General features: G+C 50.0%; 19 protein-coding genes. 1 reads left to right on the plus strand and 18 read right to left on the minus strand.

Annotation, left to right across the window (positions count from 1 at the left end; genetic code table 11):
- Positions 1–63 precede the first annotated feature (63 nt).
- The 15 genes from hemL to lonB all read right to left on the minus strand — a co-directional run bounded on the left by hemL (position 64) and on the right by lonB (position 17871).
- Positions 64–1368, minus strand: coding sequence for a glutamate-1-semialdehyde 2,1-aminomutase (gene hemL / locus CF651_RS08465; protein ID WP_094014420.1), 1305 nt, complete (start codon positions 1366–1368; stop codon positions 64–66).
- A 102-nt stretch (positions 1369–1470) separates the two neighbouring features.
- Complete coding sequence (gene hemH, locus CF651_RS08470; protein ID WP_094014421.1) at positions 1471–2406, minus strand: ferrochelatase; 936 nt, start codon at positions 2404–2406, stop codon at positions 1471–1473.
- The gene (gene hemE, locus CF651_RS08475; protein ID WP_094014422.1) at positions 2407–3471 is read right to left on the minus strand and encodes a uroporphyrinogen decarboxylase; all 1065 of its coding nucleotides are present in this window, start codon (positions 3469–3471) and stop codon (positions 2407–2409) included.
- Between the two features lie 324 nt (positions 3472–3795).
- Complete coding sequence (gene hemB / locus CF651_RS08480; protein WP_094014423.1) at positions 3796–4794, minus strand: porphobilinogen synthase; 999 nt, start codon at positions 4792–4794, stop codon at positions 3796–3798.
- Positions 4795–4837: 43 nt separating this feature from the next.
- Entirely contained in the window at positions 4838–6364 is a 1527-nt protein-coding gene (gene cobA / locus CF651_RS08485; RefSeq protein WP_094014424.1) for a uroporphyrinogen-III C-methyltransferase, read from the minus strand.
- A 5-nt stretch (positions 6365–6369) separates the two neighbouring features.
- Positions 6370–7308, minus strand: coding sequence for a hydroxymethylbilane synthase (hemC, locus tag CF651_RS08490; protein WP_094014425.1), 939 nt, complete (start codon positions 7306–7308; stop codon positions 6370–6372).
- A 62-nt stretch (positions 7309–7370) separates the two neighbouring features.
- On the minus strand, positions 7371–8138 hold the full coding sequence (locus tag CF651_RS08495) for a precorrin-2 dehydrogenase/sirohydrochlorin ferrochelatase family protein (RefSeq protein WP_094014426.1): 768 nt from the start codon (positions 8136–8138) through the stop codon (positions 7371–7373).
- Between the two features lie 24 nt (positions 8139–8162).
- The gene (locus CF651_RS08500) at positions 8163–8987 is read right to left on the minus strand and encodes a cytochrome C assembly family protein (RefSeq protein WP_094014427.1); all 825 of its coding nucleotides are present in this window, start codon (positions 8985–8987) and stop codon (positions 8163–8165) included.
- A 14-nt stretch (positions 8988–9001) separates the two neighbouring features.
- Positions 9002–10399, minus strand: coding sequence for a glutamyl-tRNA reductase (hemA, locus tag CF651_RS08505; protein ID WP_094014428.1), 1398 nt, complete (start codon positions 10397–10399; stop codon positions 9002–9004).
- A gap of 196 nt (positions 10400–10595) precedes the next feature.
- On the minus strand, positions 10596–11114 hold the full coding sequence (locus CF651_RS08510; RefSeq protein WP_094014483.1) for an S-adenosylmethionine decarboxylase: 519 nt from the start codon (positions 11112–11114) through the stop codon (positions 10596–10598).
- 184 nt (positions 11115–11298) lie between these two features.
- Complete coding sequence (speD, locus tag CF651_RS08515; RefSeq protein WP_094014429.1) at positions 11299–11700, minus strand: adenosylmethionine decarboxylase; 402 nt, start codon at positions 11698–11700, stop codon at positions 11299–11301.
- Between the two features lie 340 nt (positions 11701–12040).
- On the minus strand, positions 12041–12628 hold the full coding sequence (locus CF651_RS08520) for a non-ribosomal peptide synthetase module (RefSeq protein WP_179232736.1): 588 nt from the start codon (positions 12626–12628) through the stop codon (positions 12041–12043).
- A gap of 326 nt (positions 12629–12954) precedes the next feature.
- Positions 12955–13590, minus strand: coding sequence for a ribosome biogenesis GTP-binding protein YihA/YsxC (gene yihA / locus CF651_RS08525; protein ID WP_094014430.1), 636 nt, complete (start codon positions 13588–13590; stop codon positions 12955–12957).
- Positions 13591–13608: 18 nt separating this feature from the next.
- Entirely contained in the window at positions 13609–15942 is a 2334-nt protein-coding gene (gene lon, locus CF651_RS08530; protein ID WP_094014431.1) for an endopeptidase La, read from the minus strand.
- A 225-nt stretch (positions 15943–16167) separates the two neighbouring features.
- On the minus strand, positions 16168–17871 hold the full coding sequence (lonB, locus tag CF651_RS08535; protein WP_094014432.1) for an ATP-dependent protease LonB: 1704 nt from the start codon (positions 17869–17871) through the stop codon (positions 16168–16170).
- A 195-nt stretch (positions 17872–18066) separates the two neighbouring features.
- On the opposite strand from lonB, the gene CF651_RS08540 reads away from it, so the two are divergent.
- Positions 18067–18834 (plus strand): N-acetylmuramoyl-L-alanine amidase family protein, encoded by a 768-nt coding sequence (locus CF651_RS08540; protein WP_245855784.1) that lies wholly within the window; start codon positions 18067–18069, stop codon positions 18832–18834.
- Here the strand turns inward: CF651_RS08540 and CF651_RS08545 are convergent.
- The 3 genes from CF651_RS08545 to clpX all read right to left on the minus strand — a co-directional run bounded on the left by CF651_RS08545 (position 18779) and on the right by clpX (position 22214).
- A complete protein-coding gene (locus CF651_RS08545) occupies positions 18779–19552 on the minus strand; it encodes a divergent polysaccharide deacetylase family protein (protein ID WP_179232737.1) in 774 nt (257 codons plus the stop codon). The genes CF651_RS08540 and CF651_RS08545 overlap by 56 nt on opposite strands.
- Before the next feature lie 160 nt (positions 19553–19712).
- Complete coding sequence (ispG, locus tag CF651_RS08550; protein WP_094014433.1) at positions 19713–20828, minus strand: flavodoxin-dependent (E)-4-hydroxy-3-methylbut-2-enyl-diphosphate synthase; 1116 nt, start codon at positions 20826–20828, stop codon at positions 19713–19715.
- A gap of 120 nt (positions 20829–20948) precedes the next feature.
- Complete coding sequence (clpX, locus tag CF651_RS08555; protein WP_094014434.1) at positions 20949–22214, minus strand: ATP-dependent protease ATP-binding subunit ClpX; 1266 nt, start codon at positions 22212–22214, stop codon at positions 20949–20951.
- Positions 22215–22216 lie beyond the last annotated feature (2 nt).

Raw genomic sequence — 22216 nt, forward strand, 5'->3', positions numbered from 1 at the left:
GGGTACCCTGTTGGATAAAAAGAAAGAACGCCTTCATCACAAAGGCGTTCTTTCTTTATGTTCCTAGGATCCCAGTTGCTTCAATGCCTCATGATGCGCCTGGATTGTCAGCTCGATATCCTCGTCGGAATGGGCTGCTGAAACGAACATCCCTTCAAACTGGGAAGGCGCGATACTGACCCCCTCATCCAGCAAGGCGGCAAAATACCGGTTGAAGCGCTGCAAATCCGATGTTTTGGCGGTTTCGTAGTCAACCACCTCGACATCGGTAAAGAACGGACAAATCATCGATCCTACCCGATTAATGGTGCTGGCGATTCCCAGCTCACGGGCGTTGCGCAGAAAGCCTTCTTCCAGCCGTGCGGCTTTACGTTCCAGCTCCTCATATACCCCAGGTTCACCCAACAGACGCAAGGTCGTATATCCTGCCGCCATCGCCAGCGGATTTCCCGACAGCGTTCCGGCTTGGTAAATCGGTCCGCTTGGCGCTATTTGCTCCATAATTTCTTTCTTACCGCCGTAGGCGCCAACCGGAAGTCCGCCACCGATGACTTTACCGAGACAAGTTAAATCCGGCGTAATGCCATAAAGCCCCTGTGCACTATGTTTTCCGACGCGGAAGCCGGTCATGACCTCGTCAAAGATCAATAAACTGCCGTATTGTGTCGTGAGGTCACGCAGGCCTTGCAAGAAACCCGGCCGAGGAGGAACTACCCCCATATTCCCGGCTACTGGCTCCACGATAACAGCCGCAATTTCTTCACCGAACTTTTCAAAGGCCAGTTGAATCGATTCCAAGTCATTATAAGGAACGGTGATCGTGTTCATAGCAACGCTGTCGGGTACACCTGGGCTATCCGGCAATCCCAACGTAGCGACACCGGAGCCTGCTTTAATCAGCAGCGAATCGGCATGACCATGATAACAGCCCTCGAATTTCACGATTTTGGAACGCTTCGTATAGCCTCTGGCCAACCGCAGTGCGCTCATCGTTGCTTCCGTGCCCGAATTGACCATACGTACCATCTCGATCGATGGCACACGCTCAATGACCAGCTTTGCCATCAATGTTTCAAGCTCTGTCGGCGCCCCATAGCTGGTTCCCGTCTCCGCTGTCCGCTTGATGGCTTCTACAACCTCCGGATGCGAATGCCCCATAATGAGCGGACCCCAAGACCCTATGTAATCGATAAATTCGTTTCCATCAATATCATATACTCTCGAGCCGGCTCCCCGTTCCATAAACAATGGCGTTAAGCCAACCGACTTGAACGCGCGAACCGGGCTGTTCACTCCGCCTGGAATAATCTCCTTCGCTTCTGCGAACGCCTTGCCCGAACGTGCATCTTCTCTTTTTTTCAAGCTCATCTTCCTACCCCTCTCTTTGCTAAACGAATGAATGCGGCCCACAAAGGAGCCGCCATTACAAATTTTATATCGCCGGCAAATGATCCATCAGCAGGCCTTAAATCATTGTGCTCCGCACATGGCAAAGACAACATCGCTTAAAGTCTTCATGTACAAAGGATCGGTGTTAAGGGAAGGTGTCCGCTCCAGATGAATTTCCAGCCCTTGCGCCTTCTTTTGCGCCTCGATATCGAGGTCATACAATACTTCCAGATGATCGGAGACGAATCCGATGGGACAGACGAGCACATGCTTCACCTGTTCTTCCGTGCTAACCTTCTCCAGCACATCCAGGATGTCCGGTCCGAGCCAAGGCACCCCGGTTTGACCGGCGCTTTGCCAGCCGAACTGCCAGTTCGTTACCCCTGTCTTCGCTGCGATCGCTCTTGAGGTTTCCAGCAGCTGCTCCGGGTACGGATCCTTCATTTCGAGAATCCGCTCGGGAAGACTGTGAGCCGTGAACACGACGCGAATCTCGTCTTTCGGCGTATCCCCGAACCGCTTCAGCGTCTCCGATACCCGATCGGACAACGCTTCGATCAGCTCAGGGTGCAGGTGATAGCTTTTGACAAATTGAATCGGAAGTCCGAGCTCCGCTGCTTTCTCCTGCGCCCGCTTGATGTAGCCTCCAACGCTCATTATGGAATAATGGGGGGCCAGCACGACACCTACGGCCTGCTCGATCCCATCCTTCACCATCTGCTCCACACCGTCCTCGATAAACGGATCCGCATGCTTCAAGCCTTGATAGCATACGAAATCAAATTCAGGGTGGTCGGCATTTAACCGCTGCTCCAGCCCCTGAACCTGCTTATTCGTGTTTTCCCGCAAAGGGAAGAAACCGCCGACAATCGCCTCGTAGCGATCCGTCAAATCTTTAAGCTGCTCAGGCGTAGGCGGGTGGCCGCGGCGAATATGTGTGTAATAGGCTTCAACTTGATCCAGGCTTTCAGGTGTCCCGTAAGACATCACCAGAACGCCGATACGCGGTTTGCTCATTTAAACACCACTTCCTTGCTTCGTTTTGGCAATGGCTTCCGTCGAGTAGGCATGAACGAACGCTGTCAGCTCACGCAATTTATCGAGTGAGGCTTCCGGGAAAAGACCATGTCCCAGATTGAAGATGTAACCCGGCTGTTGAATCCCCTCATCGATAATAGCCTTTGCCTGCTCTTGAATAACCGACATAGGCGCGGTCAATACATAGGGGTCAAGATTTCCCTGCACTGCAAAATTGTCGCCGACCCTTTGGCGCCCTTCAGAAATCGATACGCGCCAATCCAATCCGATCACATCCGCTTCAATCTGACGCAGGGTCGGAAGCAGCTCGCCTGAGCTGACACCCGGGAAATAAATTTTGGGCTGCTCCAGATGTTTCAGCTCCGTAAATATTCTGGTGATGGTTGGGAGCACATACGTCTGAAAATCTTTCGGAGAAAGAGAGCCCACCCAGCTGTCAAAAAGCTGAACCGCCTTGGCACCTGCCGCCATTTGCGCTTTTAAATAAGCAATCACCATGTCACCGAGCTTATCCATCAGCTGGAACCAAATGGCGGGCTCGCTGTACATCATTTCTTTGGTACGGATATAGCTCTTGGACGGTTTGCCTTCAATCAAATAGCTCGCAATCGTAAAAGGCGCTCCCGCAAAAGTAATCAAGGGCACCTTCAGTTCCCCGGCCAAAATTTCAATTGTTTTCAAGATATGGGATAAGTCCTGCTCCACCTGAATTGGACGCAGCTTCTGCACATCCGCTGCCGTACGGACAGGATTATGAATCACAGGTCCGATGTTCTTTACGATATCAAAATCGATCCCGATCGAAGCAACCGGATTCATAATATCCGAATATAAAATAGCCGCGTCGACACCCAGCTTTTTGACCGGCATTAAAGTAACTTCCGCGGCCAGCTCCGGCTGCTCGCATATTTCTAGCAGGCTGTATTTCTCTTTAATTTTGCGGTAATCCGGATCGTAACGTCCCGCCTGCCGCATGTACCATACGGGCAGTGTATCGACCTCCTGCTTTTTACAGGCTTTAATAAAACGATCGTTGTAATTCATCCGATTTTCCTCATTTCCGTTTACTCCTATGATCTACTAACATTATGCCCTATTTACCAGCATGTAACAACTCATTCACTCTTCAGATTCCGACAAAAGTATGACAAGAGGCTCCTTCTTCGCAGGCGCTCCACATACAAAAAGAACCTTTCCCTCCACAGATTTCGCTGCTTACAGGAAAAGCTCTTTACCGTCCGTCCAATGCTCGGGAAGCCAAATTCAAACCGTAGATTCCAGCAGGGTTGGGTCAGAGAGACCTCAAGAGATTCTCTCTGTAACCGCCTCTATTTCTACCGGTTGTCCGAGAACCTGCCGCTGCTGCCTTTAACGGTTGTTTCTTAGCAGACGAGCGACGTCCTTGGCAAAATACGTAATAATCAAATCGGCTCCGGCCCGTTTGAAGCTGATCATCGTCTCCATAACGATGGCAGGTTCATCGATCCAGCCCTGCATTGCGGCCGCCTTCACCATCGCATATTCGCCGCTCACATTATAAGCAACCAGCGGCAAATCGAATTGATCCTTCAACGTACGCAGCACGTCCAGGTATGCCAGCCCAGGCTTTACCATCAAGAAATCCGCACCCTCGATAACGTCGCCTTCCGCCTCGCGAAGCGCTTCACGAGCGTTCCCCGGGTCCATCTGGTATGTCTTGCGGTCTCCGAACTGCGGAGCGGAATTCGCCGCATCCCGGAACGGGCCGTAAAATGCCGAGGCATATTTTACGGAATACGACATGATCGGCACCTGGTCATAGCCTGCATCATCCAAGCCTTGGCGGATGGCAGCTACGAAGCCGTCCATCATATTGGAAGGCGCGATAATATCCGCCCCTGCCTCTGCTTGGGACACTGCTGTTTTCACCAGTAGCTCAAGCGACGGATCGTTCAGCACATCCGCACGCTTTGTTTTTTCGTCCACATGCACGACACCGCAATGACCATGATCTGTAAACTGGCATAAGCAAGTATCGGCCACGACCAATAGTTCCGGATACAGCTCTTTTACGCGACGTGTTGCTTCCTGTACGATGCCGTTATGATCGTAAGCGGAGCTGCCGTGCTCATCCTTGTGATCAGGAATACCGAATAAAATAATCGCTTCGATGCCCAGTCCGACAACTTCCTTCAATTCTTCTTCCAGCAAATCCAAAGAAAAGCGATAAACACCCGGCATGGATTTGATTTCTTCTTTTACTTGAGTGCCCGAGACGACATAAATAGGATAAATAAGATCATGAACGGAAACGGAGGTCTCTCTGACCAAATTGCGCAGAGCTTTAGAGCCACGCAATCTCCGATTTCTTACGATAGGAAAACCCATGGGTACCCCTCCTAAAAATAATGATGTATGCTGTGCTGTCCTATTATCGATATAGGCTCTGAACGAGCGACTCGACCGTCGCTTCTTCCGCTACATAATCCACGTTCAAACCGGCCTCACGCGCCGTTTGAGCCGTCATCGGTCCGATACAGGCGATTTGTACGCCCTGCAGAAGGTCAAGCGGCTGCTCCGCCCCCAGCTCTTGCAGTGCCAGTATCAAATTCGTCACCGTGGATGAGCTTGTGAACGTTATGATATGAATCGATTTTTGCTGAAGCAGCTCAATGACTTCCGCTCCTCCGGTTGTGTCCAGCACTGTCTCGTAAACGTCAACCTCCGTGACCTGAAGCCCCAGACTTTGGAGCTTGGCCGGGATATATGCTTTGGCAATATCCGCTGTCGGAAGAAGAATGCGTTGTCCCGGTCGGAGTTCGGCTTCAATGGATGCCAGCAGCTCATCTCCCTGGAACTTGGATGGCAGCACATCCACCAGCAATCCCCGGCTTTCCAGCGCCGCAGCCGTTTTAGGTCCTACTGCTGCAATTCTCGCGTTGAACAGCTTCCGTATATCGACGCCTTGGTGACGAAGCTGGTCAAAGAAATGGTCTACCCCGTTGACGCTGGTAAATAGAACCCAATCAAACTCAGCCAGCCGGCCTATTGCTTCAGATAGCTCCTGACGGGCTTGCGGCTTGCTCGGAGGCTGGGTGCGAATAACCGGAAACTCTACCGCTTCGCCCCCCAAATCCTCGATCTGGCTTACCAGCTCGCTTGCTTGACTGCGCGCACGCGTGACGAGAATACGGCGACCGAACAGCGGCTTCTTCTCGAACCAAGCGAGCTTGTCCCGAAGCTTCACCACTTCTCCGACAATGATAACTGCAGGGGACTGGAAATTGGCCGCTTTTACTTTTTCCACGATATCGGTCAAAGTTCCCGTCAATGTCGCCTGCTCCATCCAGGTTCCCCAGCGAATCAACGCAACCGGCGTTGTTAATGCTTTCCCGCCGTCGATCAGCTTGCTGCATATAAATTCAAGGTTCGCAACGCCCATTAGAAAAATGAGCGTGCCCGAAGCCTGAGAAAGGTTTTCCCAATTTACGCTGCTGTAAGTCTTATTTTGATATTCGTGCCCTGTCACGATGGAGAAGGAAGAAGTAAAGTCACGGTGGGTTACCGGGATTCCTGCATAGGCAGGTACAGCAATAGCTGACGTGATGCCAGGAACGATCTCAAAGGTGATGTCATTCTCCGCAAGCAGCTCTGCTTCCTCTCCGACACGGCCGAATACGCTTGGGTCACCGCCCTTCAAACGGGTTACAGTTTTCCCTTGCAAAGCCAGATCTACCAGCAGCTGATTAATTTCCCCTTGCTTCAGCATATGCTTGTCCGGTAGCTTTCCGACGAAAATTTTGTCTGCCCCCGGCTTCATATGCTTCAGCAATCTTGGACTTGCCAAGCGGTCATATACGACGACATCCGCACGCTGTATTGCCTCCAAACCCCGAACAGTAATGAGCTTCGGGTCCCCCGGACCTGCTCCTACAAGATAGACGACACCTTTCGTCACTGGACTCAACCCCTCACTACAGCCAAAATGTCAGCGGCACCACGGGCGATCAACGCCTCCGCCAGCTCTTTACCAAGCAATTCCGGATCGGTTCCGGTCATCGTTTCTTTCAACATTTGCTTTCCATCCGGTGATCCGACCATTCCGGTCATAGCAATGACCGAATTTCCGTCTTCCTCCTGAAGAGTCGCATAAGCACCGATAGGCACCTGACAGCCGCCGTTCAGCTTGCCGAGGAAGCTTCGTTCCGCCGCCACTGCAATGGCAGTCTTCTCGTCATTGTAATGCTTGAGCAGGTCAAGCGTGAATTCATCATTCCCGCGGCACTGAATACATAGAGCTCCCTGCCCGACGGCAGGAAGGCTTTGCTCCGGTGATAAATAAGCGCTGATCCGATCCTGCCAGCCGATCCGGTGAAGTCCGGCGGCAGCAAGCAATATCGCATCGAAGCCTTCCGTATCAAGCTTCTTCAGCCTCGAATCGATATTTCCCCGAATCGACTCGATATGCAAGTCGGGACGGAGATGCTGCAGCTGGGACGAACGGCGAAGGCTGCTCGTGCCGACTTTGGCGCCGTGTGGCAAATCCTCAAGACTTTTCGCTTCGCGGGTGATCAGACAGTCGCGGGGATCCTCACGGAACGGAACTGCACCGATTACAAGGCCTTCCGGCAGCTCCCAGGGCATGTCCTTCATACTATGAACGGCCATATCGATTTCGCCATCCATTAGGGCCTGCTCAATTTCTTTAACGAACAGCCCCTTGCCACCAACTTTAGACAAAGTGACATCCAGGATACGATCTCCCTTGGTCACAATTTTTCTCAATTCGAACTCGCATTCGATTTCAAGTCTGCGGCACAGCTCGCGAAGCTGGTCGACGACTTGACCGGTCTGCGTTAACGCCAGCGCGCTTTGTCTGGTTCCTACCACGATTTTGCGCATGCGCTCAACCCCTTATGTTTGGTTATGTATAGATCTCTACAGCTGCAAAGGCTGCCGATGAATTATTCGTTTCTGTTCTCCAGCTGCCGGTTGATCCAATCTCCGATAGCATCCATTTCCGTAACAGAAGGACGGGCTGACACCCGCTCCACCAGCATTCCTCTAGCCTCATCATCGAAGCTGCCCGAACGAATCCAGTCCAGCAGCCGCCAACCCAGCATGTGGCGAAAGATATCCTGGCGTTCCTTCGTCTCGCCTACCTTCATCTGAACCTCGGCACGCAGCTCGTGCAGCAAATCCAGATAAAGCTCATATTCCGTACCGAACACTTGCTCAAGCTCCTGACGAACCTTGCGGGCCACGGCCGGGCTTGCTCCGCTGGTGGAGACGGTCAGCAGCAGCTTGCCTCTGCGAACCACCGCCGGAACGATAAAACCGCTTTGCTCGGCATGATCGGTGCTATTGACCAGCTTGCCCAAAGCCTGCGCTTCCAAACGTACCGCTTCATTCACTTGCGGCTGATCCGTTGCGGCAAAAATAAGCAGCGCTTCTTCCAGCTCGGGCATTCCTGCCCGATACGACTCATGCTTAAGCGTCAGCCTCCTGTCCAGGCCCCATTGCTGCAGCTGCGGGGAACAGACAGGACTAATGACGGTAATCCGCCCTCCGGCTTCCAGCAGCCCCTGCGCTTTGCGCTCGGCGACGGTGCCGCCTCCTACGATCACACAGGGCTTGCCCCAAAGATCGACAAGCAGCGGATAATAGCGTTGCTGGCTCCCGTCGATCGAATTCAAGGAATGTAATTCCGTAGGGTTTGTCGGGTTATCCATCGTGCTCCCCCCTCCCCGCTCCACTTAAGACCACTGATGGAACGTGGAATAAAAGTTCGCAAACACAAAGTTAAGTCCCATAATGAAAAACGCCGCCAAATTCCAAAGCGCAAGCTTATACCCGGGCGTCTTCAGAACCAATCGCTGAACAAGGTAAAATATGTAGGCCAACAGAACGAACCAGGAATTAATAACCTTAGGGTCAAAAAATAACGACATATTGCCTTGCAGCGCAATCCAGACGACACCTAGCGACATACCCAGCAGCAGCAGGGGCGCCCCAATCACAACAGCGACGAAGGAATAGTGATCCGTCTTGTCCAGGCTTGGAAGCCGCTGCATGAGCTTGGAAAACTTTTTCTCCTTCAGCTGTCTGTGCAATATAAGATACATGCCCGAGAATACGGCGGCAACGACAAAAGCGCAGTAGCTTGCAATGGATAAGCTGATATGGATAAACAGCACCTCATCATCAATATTCCATGAAGCCAGCATAGGCGAAACCTTAGGATTGCTAAAAAAGTTCAGGGCCAGCATACTGAAACCGAGTACATTCACAACAAACACGAACAGCTCGATACGAAAAAAACGGTTCACTACAAGCGAAACCGTTACGAGCAGCCATGAGAGCATGAACAGCGTCTCGAACATCGAAAAAGCCGTCGCCCGATCATGCGAGGCCAGGTTAAAAACCAAATAGACCGTTTGCATAACCCATACAAAAGAAAGCAACCCTGTCCCCATCCGTTTCGCACTTCGGTTCGGACCGACAAAGTCCGAGAAGTAAAACAAGAGGCTCAGGGCATAAATATAAATAATGGCATCATACAACCAGCTTTTCGTCACCATGGCAACTCTCCCAACTACATTTTGGCCAAGGCTTCCGCAGAGGGAACCGCGGCATTCGAAAGAAGCTCTTCTTCTTTCCAACGATCGCGAGCGGTGTCTGCTTCATGCTGCCGGGCAGCTTGTTCCTTACGTTCCTGCTCAGCTAACTGATCTTCCAACGCAAAAATTTTCGTGAAGTACTCCAGCGCTTCGTCTCCATGGCGTTCTGCAGCCATTTCTTTAATCCGAACAACCGGATCACGCAGCATTTGATTGACGATGCTCTTCGTTAACTTACGAATGACCTTCAGCTCACGCTCATCCAGATCTGGCAGCTTCTTCATCAGGCTATCCATCGTTTCCTCATGAACCGTGTTGGCCTTGGCCTGCAGCGCCTGAATAAGCGGGCTTACGCCAAGCGTCTTCGTCCACTGGGCGAACACGTCCATCTCAGCCTCAATCATCTCTTCAATGACAACAGCGGCTTTGCGGCGTTCCTGCAAATGATTATTGACAATCGACTGCAGATTATCAATATCGTACAAGAATACATTCGGCAGCTCGCCGATAGCCGGATCCAGGTCGCGCGGAACCGCGATATCAATCATAAACAAAGGACGGGATCTTCTCTTCTGAAGCACGTGGGCTACTTGCTCCCGGTTCAAGACGAGATCAGCCGCGCCTGTTGAGCTAATAACGATATCCGCCTCAGCCAGATGATCGAGCAGCTTGTCCATAGAGCTGGCTACACCTTGAAACTTGCCTGCAAGCTCCTGGGCGCGGCTTAAGGTGCGGTTGACCACGATGACCTTGTCGGCACCGTTGGCGTACAAGTGTTTTACTGTGAGCTCGCTCATTTTGCCGGCCCCGACAATCAGGACCTTCTTGTGATCATAGCTTCCAAAAATGCGTTTGCCCAGCTCGACGGCTGCATAGCTGACAGATACCGGATTCTCGCCGATACCGGTTTCCGTATGGGCACGTTTGGCCAAGGTGATGGCCTGCTTGAACAATGTATTAAAGATCACACCGGTCGTTTTCGTTTGCTGTGATAACAGAAACGCATCACGAACCTGACCCAGTATTTGCGTTTCTCCTATAACCATGGAATCCAGCCCGCTAGCTACTTGGAACAAATGATGTATGGCCTTCTCGTTTTCATAAATGTACAAATGTTTAGAAAACTGCTCACGGGGCACGCCAAACCATTTCTCAATAAACCCGCGCAAGTAATGTCCGCATAAATGCTCCCGGTCAACAACGACATACAATTCCGTACGGTTACAGGTGCCCACAATGACACATTCCATTATACCGTTCATCTGCTTGAGCTCTTGATGCGCCAGCGGAAGGTCTCCCTCGGTAAATGTGAATTTTTCGCGGATGGATACCGGAGCTGTTCTATAGTTTAAGCCCGCTACAACGATATGCATGTGTGTCACCTGCCTCCCTCTCTAAATCTTCAACCCATTATAGCATAGTTTTCTGAAAATCTCCGACAATTTTTTTGTATAAAGTGTGAAAAACCGCGTTTATCGCCCTGCCCATTTTTCTTATTTTCAGCTATTTTCACCCAGTTTATACGAGCCTCGCCGTTCGTTTTATCGTTCGTTTAAAGTAAAGGCTATGCTATTGCAGCAGCTTTTTACGCAGAAGCTCTTGCATGGCTTTATCCGCCTTGATTAATCGTTCGTTTTGAGAAGCTACGATTTCATTGTGCGAGCTTAGCAGCTTGCTATATGCATCATACATTTCGGCAAACAGCTTGCGCGCCTCGAGCATGGCTTGCGATTCCTCAGAGCGCATGGGCCGATTGCCCCCGATCTGCAGCCGGATCACATACTGCATTAAATGCGATAGCCCGCTGAGGGGTGTCAATTGATCTTCACCATAGGCGAGCACCAAGTGCTCGTGTGTGAAATTTGCCGTGTAGAGCGCTTGTCGAAGGTCATTCAAAGCACCCGTATCCTTCTTGTCTGCATCCTGCATGAAGCTGCCCAGCAGCTCCATCTGAAATAGCGAAACCTGGTACAGCAGCTTCCCCGCATCTTCCTTCTCGGCATGGCCCGCAGCCATCTCATAGATTTGATATACAGGCCAAATGACGAGGAATACAAGAATCCCATACAACAAAAGCCTCCGCTTCATTCTCACAGCGATACAACCTCCCCCCATTCGCATGAGCCAGGCTTCACCGACTCGTAAACCGGATCCTGCCTGCCCAGTGCACAAGCCACAAGCTTGCCTTACTCCTTCATTGTATGGGGAAAGAACATAACAAATAACCACGGATCGCTCCGTGGTTACCATTTCTCGAACAACTCGAGGACTATTATTTTGTTAATTGTACTTGCTTCATAACCGGTGTTTCGACTGTCATTTCACCCATACCGCGAACCAGTTTCTTCGCATGCGTCGTCTCTGGCTTCAGTACGGAGATCATATAATCAATCGCCAATTGAGGATCTACCGTTTCGCCACAGGTATAACAATCCAATGCGGCAAAACCCTTCTCAGGATAAGTATGAATGGAGAGATGACTTTCCGACAATAATACTAGCACTGTTGCACCTTGTGGTTCAAACTGTTTGGATTGAACGGACATTACACTTGCTCCGCATGCCTCAGCAGCCTCTACCATTTGCGCTTGTAACCATTCTGCATTGTTGAGAAGATCAAAGTCCACTCCCCAAGTATCTACAGCAACGTGTCTTCCGAAAGTTGAATATTCCATCTTTCGGTCCCCCTTCCTAGGAATAAAATGTTTGAAAATTTCATCCGCTAGGACCTACGTCATTCACTTCCCGAGGGAATAATCTCTCGCAACATTCAATGTCCTGAGTGAATCCTGGTTCCTATTTTGTTTTCAACGAAAATAAAAATAACATCAATTGGGTAGAAATGCAACACTTTTTTTTACCAAATGCCTAAAAGTTGGATTCTTATCACACATTGACTAACATATGTCATATACTTGTCCCTTGTGTCGGTTTACCCAGTCCATTCCACACAAAAAACTCCCCCGGCTTCTTGGCGAAGTCCGGGAGAGTCTTATCATCCTTGCGGAGTTTATATTAAGCTTCAAGTACGAACAAACGATGTGTCAGCTGAGTCAGCCGCTCGTCAATTTGTCCGCGAACTGCAACGTCTTCCATGTCGTTTCTCAAATCAAGCATAGTGTTGATCTGAGCTTTAATCATCTCGATTTCGTGCTCTACCTCCGTTTTACGGAACAATTGCTCCAATAAGCCCAAGGTGTCCTTATATTCATAAATTAATCTTTCCGTGTCACCCTTGCATTCCACGATTTTGACAACTGAACCTTGTTCATATTCATAAATCATCACATAGGTTTCATAGATACGGTGAACCGTTGCACTTCCTTTAAAAGCGGCAACCGCTTTGCGCATCAGGTTAACCAAGTTTTTGTTCGTAATGCGGCAGGAGCCCTGACAAACATACGTGTTAAACTTACGTTCGAAAGAGAGAACAATTTCTTTGCCCGCATCGTCGAGCAGTACCACCTCTTGATTTCCGTTTTCAAGCACCTTTACCTGTAAAGAAGCTTGATGATCGACAAACATCTGAATAAACATGGCCATCTCGGCTTCCGTTAACTGTAGGCAGGTTTTGACGTATTCGGTCGCTAACCTCATTGCCATAAAAATCCCTCGATTCTTTGTTTTCGAACGCTGAAGCCTTACTGCTATTCTCTTGTTCTATATACATTATACTACATAAATATTTAATAATCCTGCAAACCAACCATGGAATTCCGTTGAATTTCTGAAAAATCTGCTTTTTCCTCGGAAGAAACCAGGATTTCATATAAATCCCTTCAATTCCCTCATTAAGTTCACAGATTCTTTTCTCTCTTTCATGATTCCCTTGTCCGCCATTTGGGATACAGCAAAAAGCCGTTCAAAGGGACAAGCCCTCATGAACAGCTTCTATTCAAACCTTTTCCATACGAGCTGACGCGTGCAAATTAAGACAACTCCGGCAAGGGGCTCTCCGGCTCTTGTTCAGGCGGCAGACCATAGCCTATCGTTTGCTCGATTATGCTCCACAGCTCGTCCTTGCCAAGCCCAAGCTCCGATGAGAACAGCACGAAATGATCGGATTTATCGAATTGCAATGTTTCCTTTACGATCTTGACGTGCTTCTGCCAATGTCCCTTCGTGATTTTGTCCGCTTTCGTTGTGACAACGCAGACGGGAACGCCATGATGCTTCAACCAGCTGTACATCGCCTGATCGTCCTTGGAGGGCGGATGGCGAAGATCGATCACGAGCAGCACCAGCTTCAAATACTCGCGGTGCAGTAAATACTCCTCAATAAATTTGCCCCAGATCTCACGTTTAGACTTTGATACTCGAGCATACCCGTACCCGGGCAAATCGACAAAGAATAAGTCCGAGTTGATTTTATAATAGTTCAACTGCTGTGTTTTCCCTGGCTGAGAGCTCGTTCTCGCCAGGTTTTTGCGCTGGATCATCCGATTGATCAGTGAGGACTTCCCGACATTCGAACGCCCTGCCAAAGCAATCTCCGGCAAGGCGTCGGGAGGATACTGACTCGGACCAACAGCGCTGATAATGAATTCAGCCTGATTGACCTTCATGGTACCTTCACTCTTTTCTTATACCCCTACGGGTTTTACTAACGCATGTTCCAATACCTCATCCATATGCGCGACAGGGATGAAGGTAAGATCGTTACGTACGCTTTCCGGAATTTCTTCAATATCCTTCACATTGTCCCTTGGGATAATGATTCTTCGAATCCCTGCACGATGGGCTGCAAGGCTCTTTTCTTTGAGCCCGCCGATCGGAAGCACCCGGCCGCGGAGCGTAATCTCCCCGGTCATGGCCACTTCCTTGGAAACGGGAATATTCGTAAGCGCCGAGATCAGCGCCGTTGCCATTGTAATACCTGCGGATGGCCCATCCTTCGGAATGGCTCCCTCAGGAATGTGGATGTGAATATCCACCTTCTCGTGGAAGTCGGGAGGGATTCTCAGCTGTTCTACGCGGGAGCGTGTATAGCTGAACGCTGCCTGTGCCGACTCCTTCATCACATCGCCCAGCTTCCCTGTCAATGTGAGCTTGCCATTGCCTGGCATAACCGTAACCTCGATGACAAGTGTATCTCCGCCCACTTCCGTCCACGCCAAACCAGTAACGGCACCGATCTGGTCAAATTCCTCCGCTACACCAAAGCGGAACTTCGGAGGTCCAAGGTACTCCTTCACATTGTCATAACGCACCTGTACGGTATCCGCCTGTCCAGACACCAGCTGCTTTGCCGCTTTGCGGCAAACCGATGAGATTTGCTGCTCAAGGTTCCGCACCCCGGCTTCACGGGTATACTCCCTGACGATACGCATGAGTGCCTGTTCATCCACAACCAGTTGGCCTTCCTGCAGGCCATGATCCTTTTCCTGCTTAGGCAGCAAATAATTGCGTCCGATATGGAGCTTCTCGATCTCGGTATAGCCCGGGATATATAGCACTTCCATCCGGTCGAGCAGCGGCCGCGGAATATTATGCACCGCATTGGCTGTCGTAACGAACATGACGTTCGATAAATCGAACGGCACTTCGATATAATGGTCGCTAAAAGTACTGTTTTGCTCAGGGTCCAGCACTTCAAGCAGAGCAGACGCCGGGTCCCCACGGAAATCCATTGCCATTTTATCGATTTCATCCAGCAAAAACACCGGGTTCGCTGTACCGGCATTTTTCATGCCTTGAATAATGCGTCCCGGCATCGCTCCTACATAGGTGCGGCGATGCCCGCGAATTTCCGCCTCGTCCCTTACGCCGCCAAGCGAGATACGAATGAATTCACGGCCCAATGAACGGGCAATGGAACGTGCGATAGACGTCTTACCGACCCCTGGAGGCCCTACAAGGCACAGGATCGGCCCCTTGAGCTTTTTGACGAGCTTTTGCACGGCTAAGTATTCGAGCACGCGCTCTTTAGGCTTCTCCAGGCCGTAATGGTCCTCATTCAATATTTCCTCGGCACGGTTGATATCCAGATCATCCTCGGTCAAATGGGACCATGGCAGCCCCAGCAGCCAATCGATATAGTTGCGGATGACGCCGCCCTCCGCAGAGGTTGCAGGCATTTTCTCCAGACGGTCAATTTCTTTCTCGATCTTCTCCTTGACCTTCTCCGGCACATCCGTTTCAGCCAGCTGCGAACGCAGCTCCTCTACCTCTCCGGCGCGGCCTTCCTTGTCTCCGAGCTCCTTCTGGATCGCCTTCATTTGTTCCCGTAGGTAATATTCCTTCTGGGTCTTCTCCATCTGTTTCTTCACGCGTTGGCTGATTTTACGTTCCAGCTCCAGCACTTCGCGCTCGTTATTCAGAATGGCAAGAAGCTTTTCCAGCCGTTCTTTTACATCGACCGTTTCCAGTATTTCCTGCTTATCTTTGATTTTAAGCGAGAGATGACTGCAAATTACATCCGCAAGACGTCCGGGCTCGTCGATATCGGACACCGCGGCCAACGTTTCGGGCGTCACTTTTTTGGAAAGGTTAATATAATTCTCGAATTGATTCAGTACGGTCCGCATCAACGCGTCGATCTCGGAATCCGTGGATTCCTGCTCCGGCAGCTCCTTGACTTGAACTTCGTAATACTCGTCATTCGAAATAAATTCAATGATTTCGGCTCTTATGACGCCTTCAACCAGTACCCGAATCGTACCGTTAGGCAGCTTCAGCATTTGTCTGACTTTAGCGATCGTCCCGATTCGATATATATCATCGGTCGTCGGCTCTTCAATATTTACTTCCGACTGGGAGCAAAGGAGGATCATGCTGTCATCCACCATCGACTTCTCCAGCGCCTTTACCGACTTTTCTCTGCCCACATCCAAATGAAGCACCATGCTTGGGTATACAAGCAGCCCGCGCAAAGGAAGCAAGGGCAAGCGCCTCACCTTATTTTTACTCGGTCCCATCCAAAAGCACCTCCCAAGACTTTGCTTAAGCAAAGTTGACTTCGTCAGCATTCATTAACAAGTATACTTCCCTTATCATGACCTATTAAGCAAGTGCTCAAACGAAACCAATAGCTGTAGGAATCATTTTATCAAAATTAAAATCAAAACACCAATCGGCAGCCAAAAATGGTCAATAGTCCATTGGACACAGGAATAAAAAAAGAAACGCTGAGGGCCAATATGTTACTCTAGCCCATCAGCGTGCAAAACAGTTACAGAAGCGGAAGGATGCAGATCCGGTTGTGCACCGGACGTTTCCGTGGTCATAGATGTATTGAGGTTTAAGGCGTGGAACAACACTTCTTCCACCGAGTCGACAGGGATCACTTCCAGCCCATTCAGTCCGCTAAAAATTTCTTGCCAGTTCTCCCGAGGAATAAGTACTTTGGTAGCGCCAGCCTGGAACGCCGCCTCGACTTTGGCAACAACGCCTCCAACCGGCTTCACCTTGCCGTGGATTCCAACTTCTCCCGTCATCGCCAAATGGTTATCTACGGGGATTTGATTGATTGCCGAAGCCACCGCCGTTGCCATCGAAACGCCTGCGGAAGGTCCGTCAATAGGCGTTCCGCCCGGGAAATTAATATGAAGATCATAATTGTAAGGATTCATGCCCAATCTGCGAAGAACGGTCAGAACGTTTTCCACAGAGCCGCGAGCCATGCTTTTGCGCCGGATCGTTCTGGAGCCGCCACCCATTTCCTCTTCGTCCACAACACCGGTAATCGTAAATTTGCCCGTCCCCTGCTGGATGACAGGGATGGCGGTCACTTCAATTTCAAGAAGCGTCCCCAGGTTAGGCCCATATACCGCCAATCCGTTCACAAATCCGATCTCCGGCTTGGAGCCGATTTTCCTCTCCGGTCTAGGCGGAATTTGGGAGCTGTTCACAACCCACTCCACGTCCGAAACCGACAGCTCTTTACGTCCATCCGTCAAGGCCATGCCCGCTGCAAGCTGAACGATATTAACGGCTTCCCTCCCGTTCGTAGCGTGCTTCTTAACGACTTCCATCGCAGCCGGATTATCAGGGAACCCAATTTTCTTCAGCGCATTCTCTGCAATCTTACCGATCTCATTCGGAAGAAGAGGCCTGAAATAAATTTCCATGCAGCGCGAGCGAATGGCCGGGGGAAGCTCCTGCGGATTTCTTGTTGTGGCCCCCACGAGACGAAAATCGGCCGGCAAGCCATTTTGAAATATATCATGGATGTAGCCAGGGATGTTCGTATCCTCCGAATTGTAGTAAGCACTCTCCAAGTACACCTTGCGATCTTCCAGTACCTTTAATAATTTATTCATTTGATGAGGATGCAATTCCCCTATTTCATCAATAAATAGCATGCCCCCATGCGCCTTCGTCACCGCACCCGCTTTGGGCTGGGGAATACCGGCTACCCCCATAGCCCCGGCCCCTTGGTAGATCGGGTCATGCACAGAGCCGATCAGCGGATCCGCGATACCGCGTTCATCGAAACGGGCTGTAGTCGCATCCACCTCAGTAAATTTGGCATCGTTACGAAAGGGGGAATCCGGATTTTTCTTCGCCTCCTCCAGCACCACTCTAGCAGCTGCGGTTTTACCGACACCGGGAGGCCCGTAAATGATTACATGCTGCGGATTGGCGCCGCACAGGGCGGCCTTCAGGGCGCGCAGCCCTTCCTTTTGCCCGACGATATCAGTCATACTGGTAGGACGTGTTTTTTCTGCCAAAGGTTTATTTAAAGAAATGGACCGCAGCTTTCTCAGCTTCTCCAGTTCTTTTTTCGATTCTTTATCGACCGCCGTGCGGTTCGTTTGTTGGTTTCTTAATAAATTCCAAAAATATAACCCGATCACAACAGCAAAAAATAGTTGGATGATCATCAAAATCACACTAATATTCATTGCAGCACAACCTCCTCAGCTTTTTAACGCTTGACTATAATATACCTTGTTCAACCCAATTACTTGGTAGTATTCCCCTCATCTGGTTCCGTTAATCGCTTTTTGAGAAAGTTTTCTGCCATGCATGAGAACCAATCTGCGGAGAACGATATAAAGAGTAGAAATATGTATTTCGAGCCGGATAGGAGTGTGCCTATGCGTAAACTTATCTTTATGTGCCTAATCATCGTTGCCACAATTTCTATCCCTTTCCTTCTGAATCGGACTTTGCATGTAACAGCATCCACTGTACCTCCGCCGGTAAACAGAAACCCGATTTTGACCGATGTCGACGTATTAATAGACGTAGGTCATGGGGGCATCGATAGCGGAACGCTGTACGGTGAATTGTATGAAAAAAATATTAATTTGGAGATGGCCAAGCTGACCTACAGCCTGCTGAGCGAAAAAGGCTATCATGTGCTGATGAATCGGGTAGAGGACTATGCGTTAAGCGGGGAAAACCGTTGGTTTCGGACACGTTCCCGCCATTTAAAGGATTTGTCCCAACGCAGCCACCTGGCCAATGAGGTACGGCCAAAAGCCGTAATCAGCTTGCACGTTAACTGGGCTGCCCGAAGCGGTAAAAGAGGGCCCGTTGTACTTCATCAAAAATCGGAGGCCAGCAAAAGGCTTGCCGGCTCCTTGCAAAGCTCACTAAACGAGCTGTATAAAACCACGGAGGCGCCGGTATACGGTAAAACCTTTTACTTGCTGAAGCATGTTCAGGTTCCGGCGGTGATTGTTGAGATGGGTTTTATTTCAAACCCTTCCGACAGAGAGCAGATGACGCAGCCTCAAAAGCAAAAACAGCTGGCGGCCTCGATTGCACAAGGAGTCATTGCTTTTCTAAACGAAAAGCCGGCCCCTAAGGAACCAGCTTGGAAATGGTCACGAATTGTCCGCCCATCTTCTGCAAAGTAGGGATGGATTGCTTTAAAACCGCTGCGGTGTGTTTTCCGGGAGGACCTACATGCCCGATAACCACCGTGGCTTCATGCTGATCCATATACTTTTGAACCTTTAAGGCTTGCTTGACAATATGATCGCGGCTGTAAATATCATCCATAAAAATATTATTTTCACCTGTGCGAACCCCAATTTCTTCAGCAAGCTTCTTCACGACGCTTTTATGTGATGTTTTGCTGTCGAGATAAATGAGGTTCTTTTCCTTGCATACTTCCAATACAATACGCATCACCCGCGGGTCCGCGGTCACCTTGGAGCCCATGTGATTGTTCATCCCAATGGCAAAAGGAACATCCTCAATAGCGGCCAATACCCGCTTGCGAATTTCCTCATCCGGCAAATCCGTTGTGATTGCACCCGGCCCCAGCCAGCTTTTCTTCCCTCTTACCGGCTCCATCGGCATATGAATCAGGACATCATGTCCAAGGCGGTGAGCCCACTCCGCATCCCGTTTGGTCGTCGGCAGAAAGGGCATCACAGCGGCGGTAAAAGGAATCGGCAGCTCCATCATTTCCTTCGTCCCCGTCATGTCGTTGCCCATATCGTCTATCACGATAGCAATTCTCTTGCTGGCCGGTTCTCCTTCAGCGTTTGCTGTATTCACATTCAGCAAAGCAACCATAAGCGAAACACTTAAAGCCAGCTTCCATACCTGATGCAGCAGGTTGTGCATATTTTTTCATCCTTTCACGCTAAATTGCGAAGAAAAAAGCGCTGCGCACGTGACTCCATTCCTTCCATTATGTTATTTGTCAAAGGCTTCCAAACTATACAGAGCAACAAAAAAAACAGCGCCCCCATCTTAGTTAAAAAGATGAAGGCACTGCTATGTTTTAGGCATGCATCGTCGAATGCTTTGCTCTTCCCGGTATTTCGCCAGTCTGTTCAAAGTGGGCCACGATCACATCAATTTCCTTTTTCAGCTCCGCGAGAAGCTCCGCCTCGGGTACCTTCCGGATCATTTCCCCATACCGGAACAGCATCCCTTCGCCTCTCGCTCCAGCGATACCGATGTCCGCTTCTCTTGCCTCGCCAGGACCGTTAACCGCACAACCTAATACCGAGACTTTAATCGGCACTTTGATTTTGGCAATGTACTCTTCCACCTCGTTGGCAATCGAGAACAGATCGATATCCAACCGGCCGCAAGTCGGGCAAGATACCAAGGTGGCGGCGTTCGTAATTAACCCGAATGTTTTCAACAGCTCACGGGCTACCTTAATCTCCTCAACCGGATCGGCGCTAAGCGAAATGCGAAGCGTATTCCCAATCCCCATGTTAAGCAACGCCCCGATGCCTGCTGCGCTCTTTACCGAGCCGGTGAACAAGGTTCCTGCTTCGGTAATGCCCAAATGCAGCGGATAGCGGAAGGCTTCCGCGGCCTTCGAATAAGCGGCAATAGCCATAGGTACGTCCGACGCTTTCAGGGACACGATAATATCGTGGAAATCCAGCTCTTCCAAAATGTTAATATGGTATAAAGCACTCTCTACCATGGCTTCAGGGGTAGGATAGCCGTATTTTTCAAGCAGATGGTTTTCAAGCGATCCCGCATTGACCCCGATACGAATCGGAATTCCGCGTTCCTTGCACGCTTTAACTACCGCCTCAACCTTTTCCCGACGTCCGATATTGCCCGGGTTAATACGCACCTTGTCAATCCCGTTCTCGATAGCCATCAGGGCGAGACGATGATCAAAATGGATATCGGATACGAGCGGGATATGAATTTGTTTCTTGATTTCCTTGATGGCTTCAGCCGCTTCCTTGTTGTTAACGGTAACGCGGACCAACTGGCAGCCAGCTTCTTCTAAACGATGGATTTCGGCAACGGTCGCTTTCACATCGGCGGTTTTGGTGGTGCACATACTCTGCATAATGACTTCGTTGCTGCCGCCGATTGTCAAATCCCCTACTCTGACAGGGATCGTCTGCGATCTGTGAAACATAATTTAGTCTCCCCCAACATACCAAACATCCTCCGCTCCTGAAATACACCGAGGTGTACTAGGATTGGAGGTTGTTATGGTTAGTTTACTATGAATATGCTATGAGTGAGAAAGACGCTCTTACGCGCTCTCTTCTTTCTTCTTAACGGTTTTCTCATCGGATGTTGTTATTTCGGGAGCAATTTTCGCCTGAACCGCTTCCTTCGTTACGACGCAGCTCGAAACTTCCGTGCGGGAAGGAGCTTCGTACATCACCTCGAGCATAATGCTCTCGATAATCGCTCTAAGTCCACGTGCACCCGTATTACGCTTGATCGCTTCGCGCGCAATTTCCTCCAGCGCTTCCGCATTGAATTCCAGCGTCACATTATCCATTTCCAGCATTTTTTGGTACTGCTTGACAAGCGCGTTTTTCGGCTCAGTCAAGATCCGTACCAAGGCAGCCTCATCAAGCGGCTCCAGGGTGGAAATTACCGGCAAGCGGCCTACGAACTCCGGAATAAGACCGAATTTCAACAGATCCTCAGGCAATACCATCGATAAGTATTCACCCGGCTTCAAATCTGCTTTGAGTCCATCGGTACCAAAACCGATGACCTTTTTGCCGATACGGCGCTTAATAATTTGTTCCAAACCATCAAATGCACCGCCGCAAATGAACAAAATGTTCGTCGTATCAATCTGGATGAATTCCTGGTGAGGATGCTTGCGTCCCCCTTGCGGCGGAACGGATGCAACCGTACCTTCGAGGATTTTCAGCAAGGCTTGCTGAACCCCTTCACCGGATACATCGCGGGTAATCGATGGGTTCTCGGATTTGCGTGCTACTTTATCGATTTCGTCGATATAAATAATACCGCGTTCCGCTTTCTCCACATCATAATCCGCAGCCTGGATCAGCTTCAACAAAATGTTTTCTACGTCCTCGCCTACATAACCCGCCTCTGTAAGAGACGTCGCATCTGCGATGGCGAAGGGTACATTCAAAATTTTGGCTAATGTTTGAGCCAGCAGCGTCTTACCGCTACCTGTCGGTCCAAGCAGAACGATATTACTTTTCTGAAGCTCAACATCCTCCAGCTTGCTTTGCTGGGAGTTGATCCGTTTGTAATGATTATACACGGCTACGGACAACGATTTCTTCGCGAACTCTTGACCGATAACATATTGGTCCAGAATATTGCGAATTTCTTTTGGTTTCGGCACGTCTTTCAGATCCAGCTCTTCCTCGTGCCCCAATTCTTCCTCGACGATCTCGGTGCAAAGCTCGATACACTCGTCGCATATATAGACACCGGGTCCGGCTACAAGCTTACGGACCTGCTCTTGAGATTTACCGCAAAAGGAGCATTTCAGCTGACCTTTTTCATCGTTAAATTTAAACATGG

Origin of the sequence: Paenibacillus rigui, assembly GCF_002234615.1 — a bacterium.
Taxonomy (GTDB): domain Bacteria; phylum Bacillota; class Bacilli; order Paenibacillales; family NBRC-103111; genus Paenibacillus_S; species Paenibacillus_S rigui.

Coding starts and splice junctions, on each gene's coding strand:
- hemL (WP_094014420.1), bottom strand. CDS start 1,368: ATGAGCTTGAAAAAAAGAGAAGATGCACGTTCGGGCAAGGCGTTCGCA.
- hemH (WP_094014421.1), bottom strand. CDS start 2,406: ATGAGCAAACCGCGTATCGGCGTTCTGGTGATGTCTTACGGGACACCT.
- hemE (WP_094014422.1), bottom strand. CDS start 3,471: ATGAATTACAACGATCGTTTTATTAAAGCCTGTAAAAAGCAGGAGGTC.
- hemB (WP_094014423.1), bottom strand. CDS start 4,794: ATGGGTTTTCCTATCGTAAGAAATCGGAGATTGCGTGGCTCTAAAGCT.
- hemC (WP_094014425.1), bottom strand. CDS start 7,308: ATGCGCAAAATCGTGGTAGGAACCAGACAAAGCGCGCTGGCGTTAACG.
- CF651_RS08495 (WP_094014426.1), bottom strand. CDS start 8,138: ATGGATAACCCGACAAACCCTACGGAATTACATTCCTTGAATTCGATC.
- CF651_RS08500 (WP_094014427.1), bottom strand. CDS start 8,987: ATGGTGACGAAAAGCTGGTTGTATGATGCCATTATTTATATTTATGCC.
- hemA (WP_094014428.1), bottom strand. CDS start 10,399: ATGCATATCGTTGTAGCGGGCTTAAACTATAGAACAGCTCCGGTATCC.
- CF651_RS08510 (WP_094014483.1), bottom strand. CDS start 11,114: ATGAAGCGGAGGCTTTTGTTGTATGGGATTCTTGTATTCCTCGTCATT.
- speD (WP_094014429.1), bottom strand. CDS start 11,700: ATGGAATATTCAACTTTCGGAAGACACGTTGCTGTAGATACTTGGGGA.
- CF651_RS08520 (WP_179232736.1), bottom strand. CDS start 12,628: ATGGCAATGAGGTTAGCGACCGAATACGTCAAAACCTGCCTACAGTTA.
- yihA (WP_094014430.1), bottom strand. CDS start 13,590: ATGAAGGTCAATCAGGCTGAATTCATTATCAGCGCTGTTGGTCCGAGT.
- lon (WP_094014431.1), bottom strand. CDS start 15,942: ATGGGACCGAGTAAAAATAAGGTGAGGCGCTTGCCCTTGCTTCCTTTG.
- lonB (WP_094014432.1), bottom strand. CDS start 17,871: ATGAATATTAGTGTGATTTTGATGATCATCCAACTATTTTTTGCTGTT.
- CF651_RS08540 (WP_245855784.1), top strand. CDS start 18,067: ATGCGTAAACTTATCTTTATGTGCCTAATCATCGTTGCCACAATTTCT.
- CF651_RS08545 (WP_179232737.1), bottom strand. CDS start 19,552: ATGCACAACCTGCTGCATCAGGTATGGAAGCTGGCTTTAAGTGTTTCG.
- ispG (WP_094014433.1), bottom strand. CDS start 20,828: ATGTTTCACAGATCGCAGACGATCCCTGTCAGAGTAGGGGATTTGACA.
- clpX (WP_094014434.1), bottom strand. CDS start 22,214: ATGTTTAAATTTAACGATGAAAAAGGTCAGCTGAAATGCTCCTTTTGC.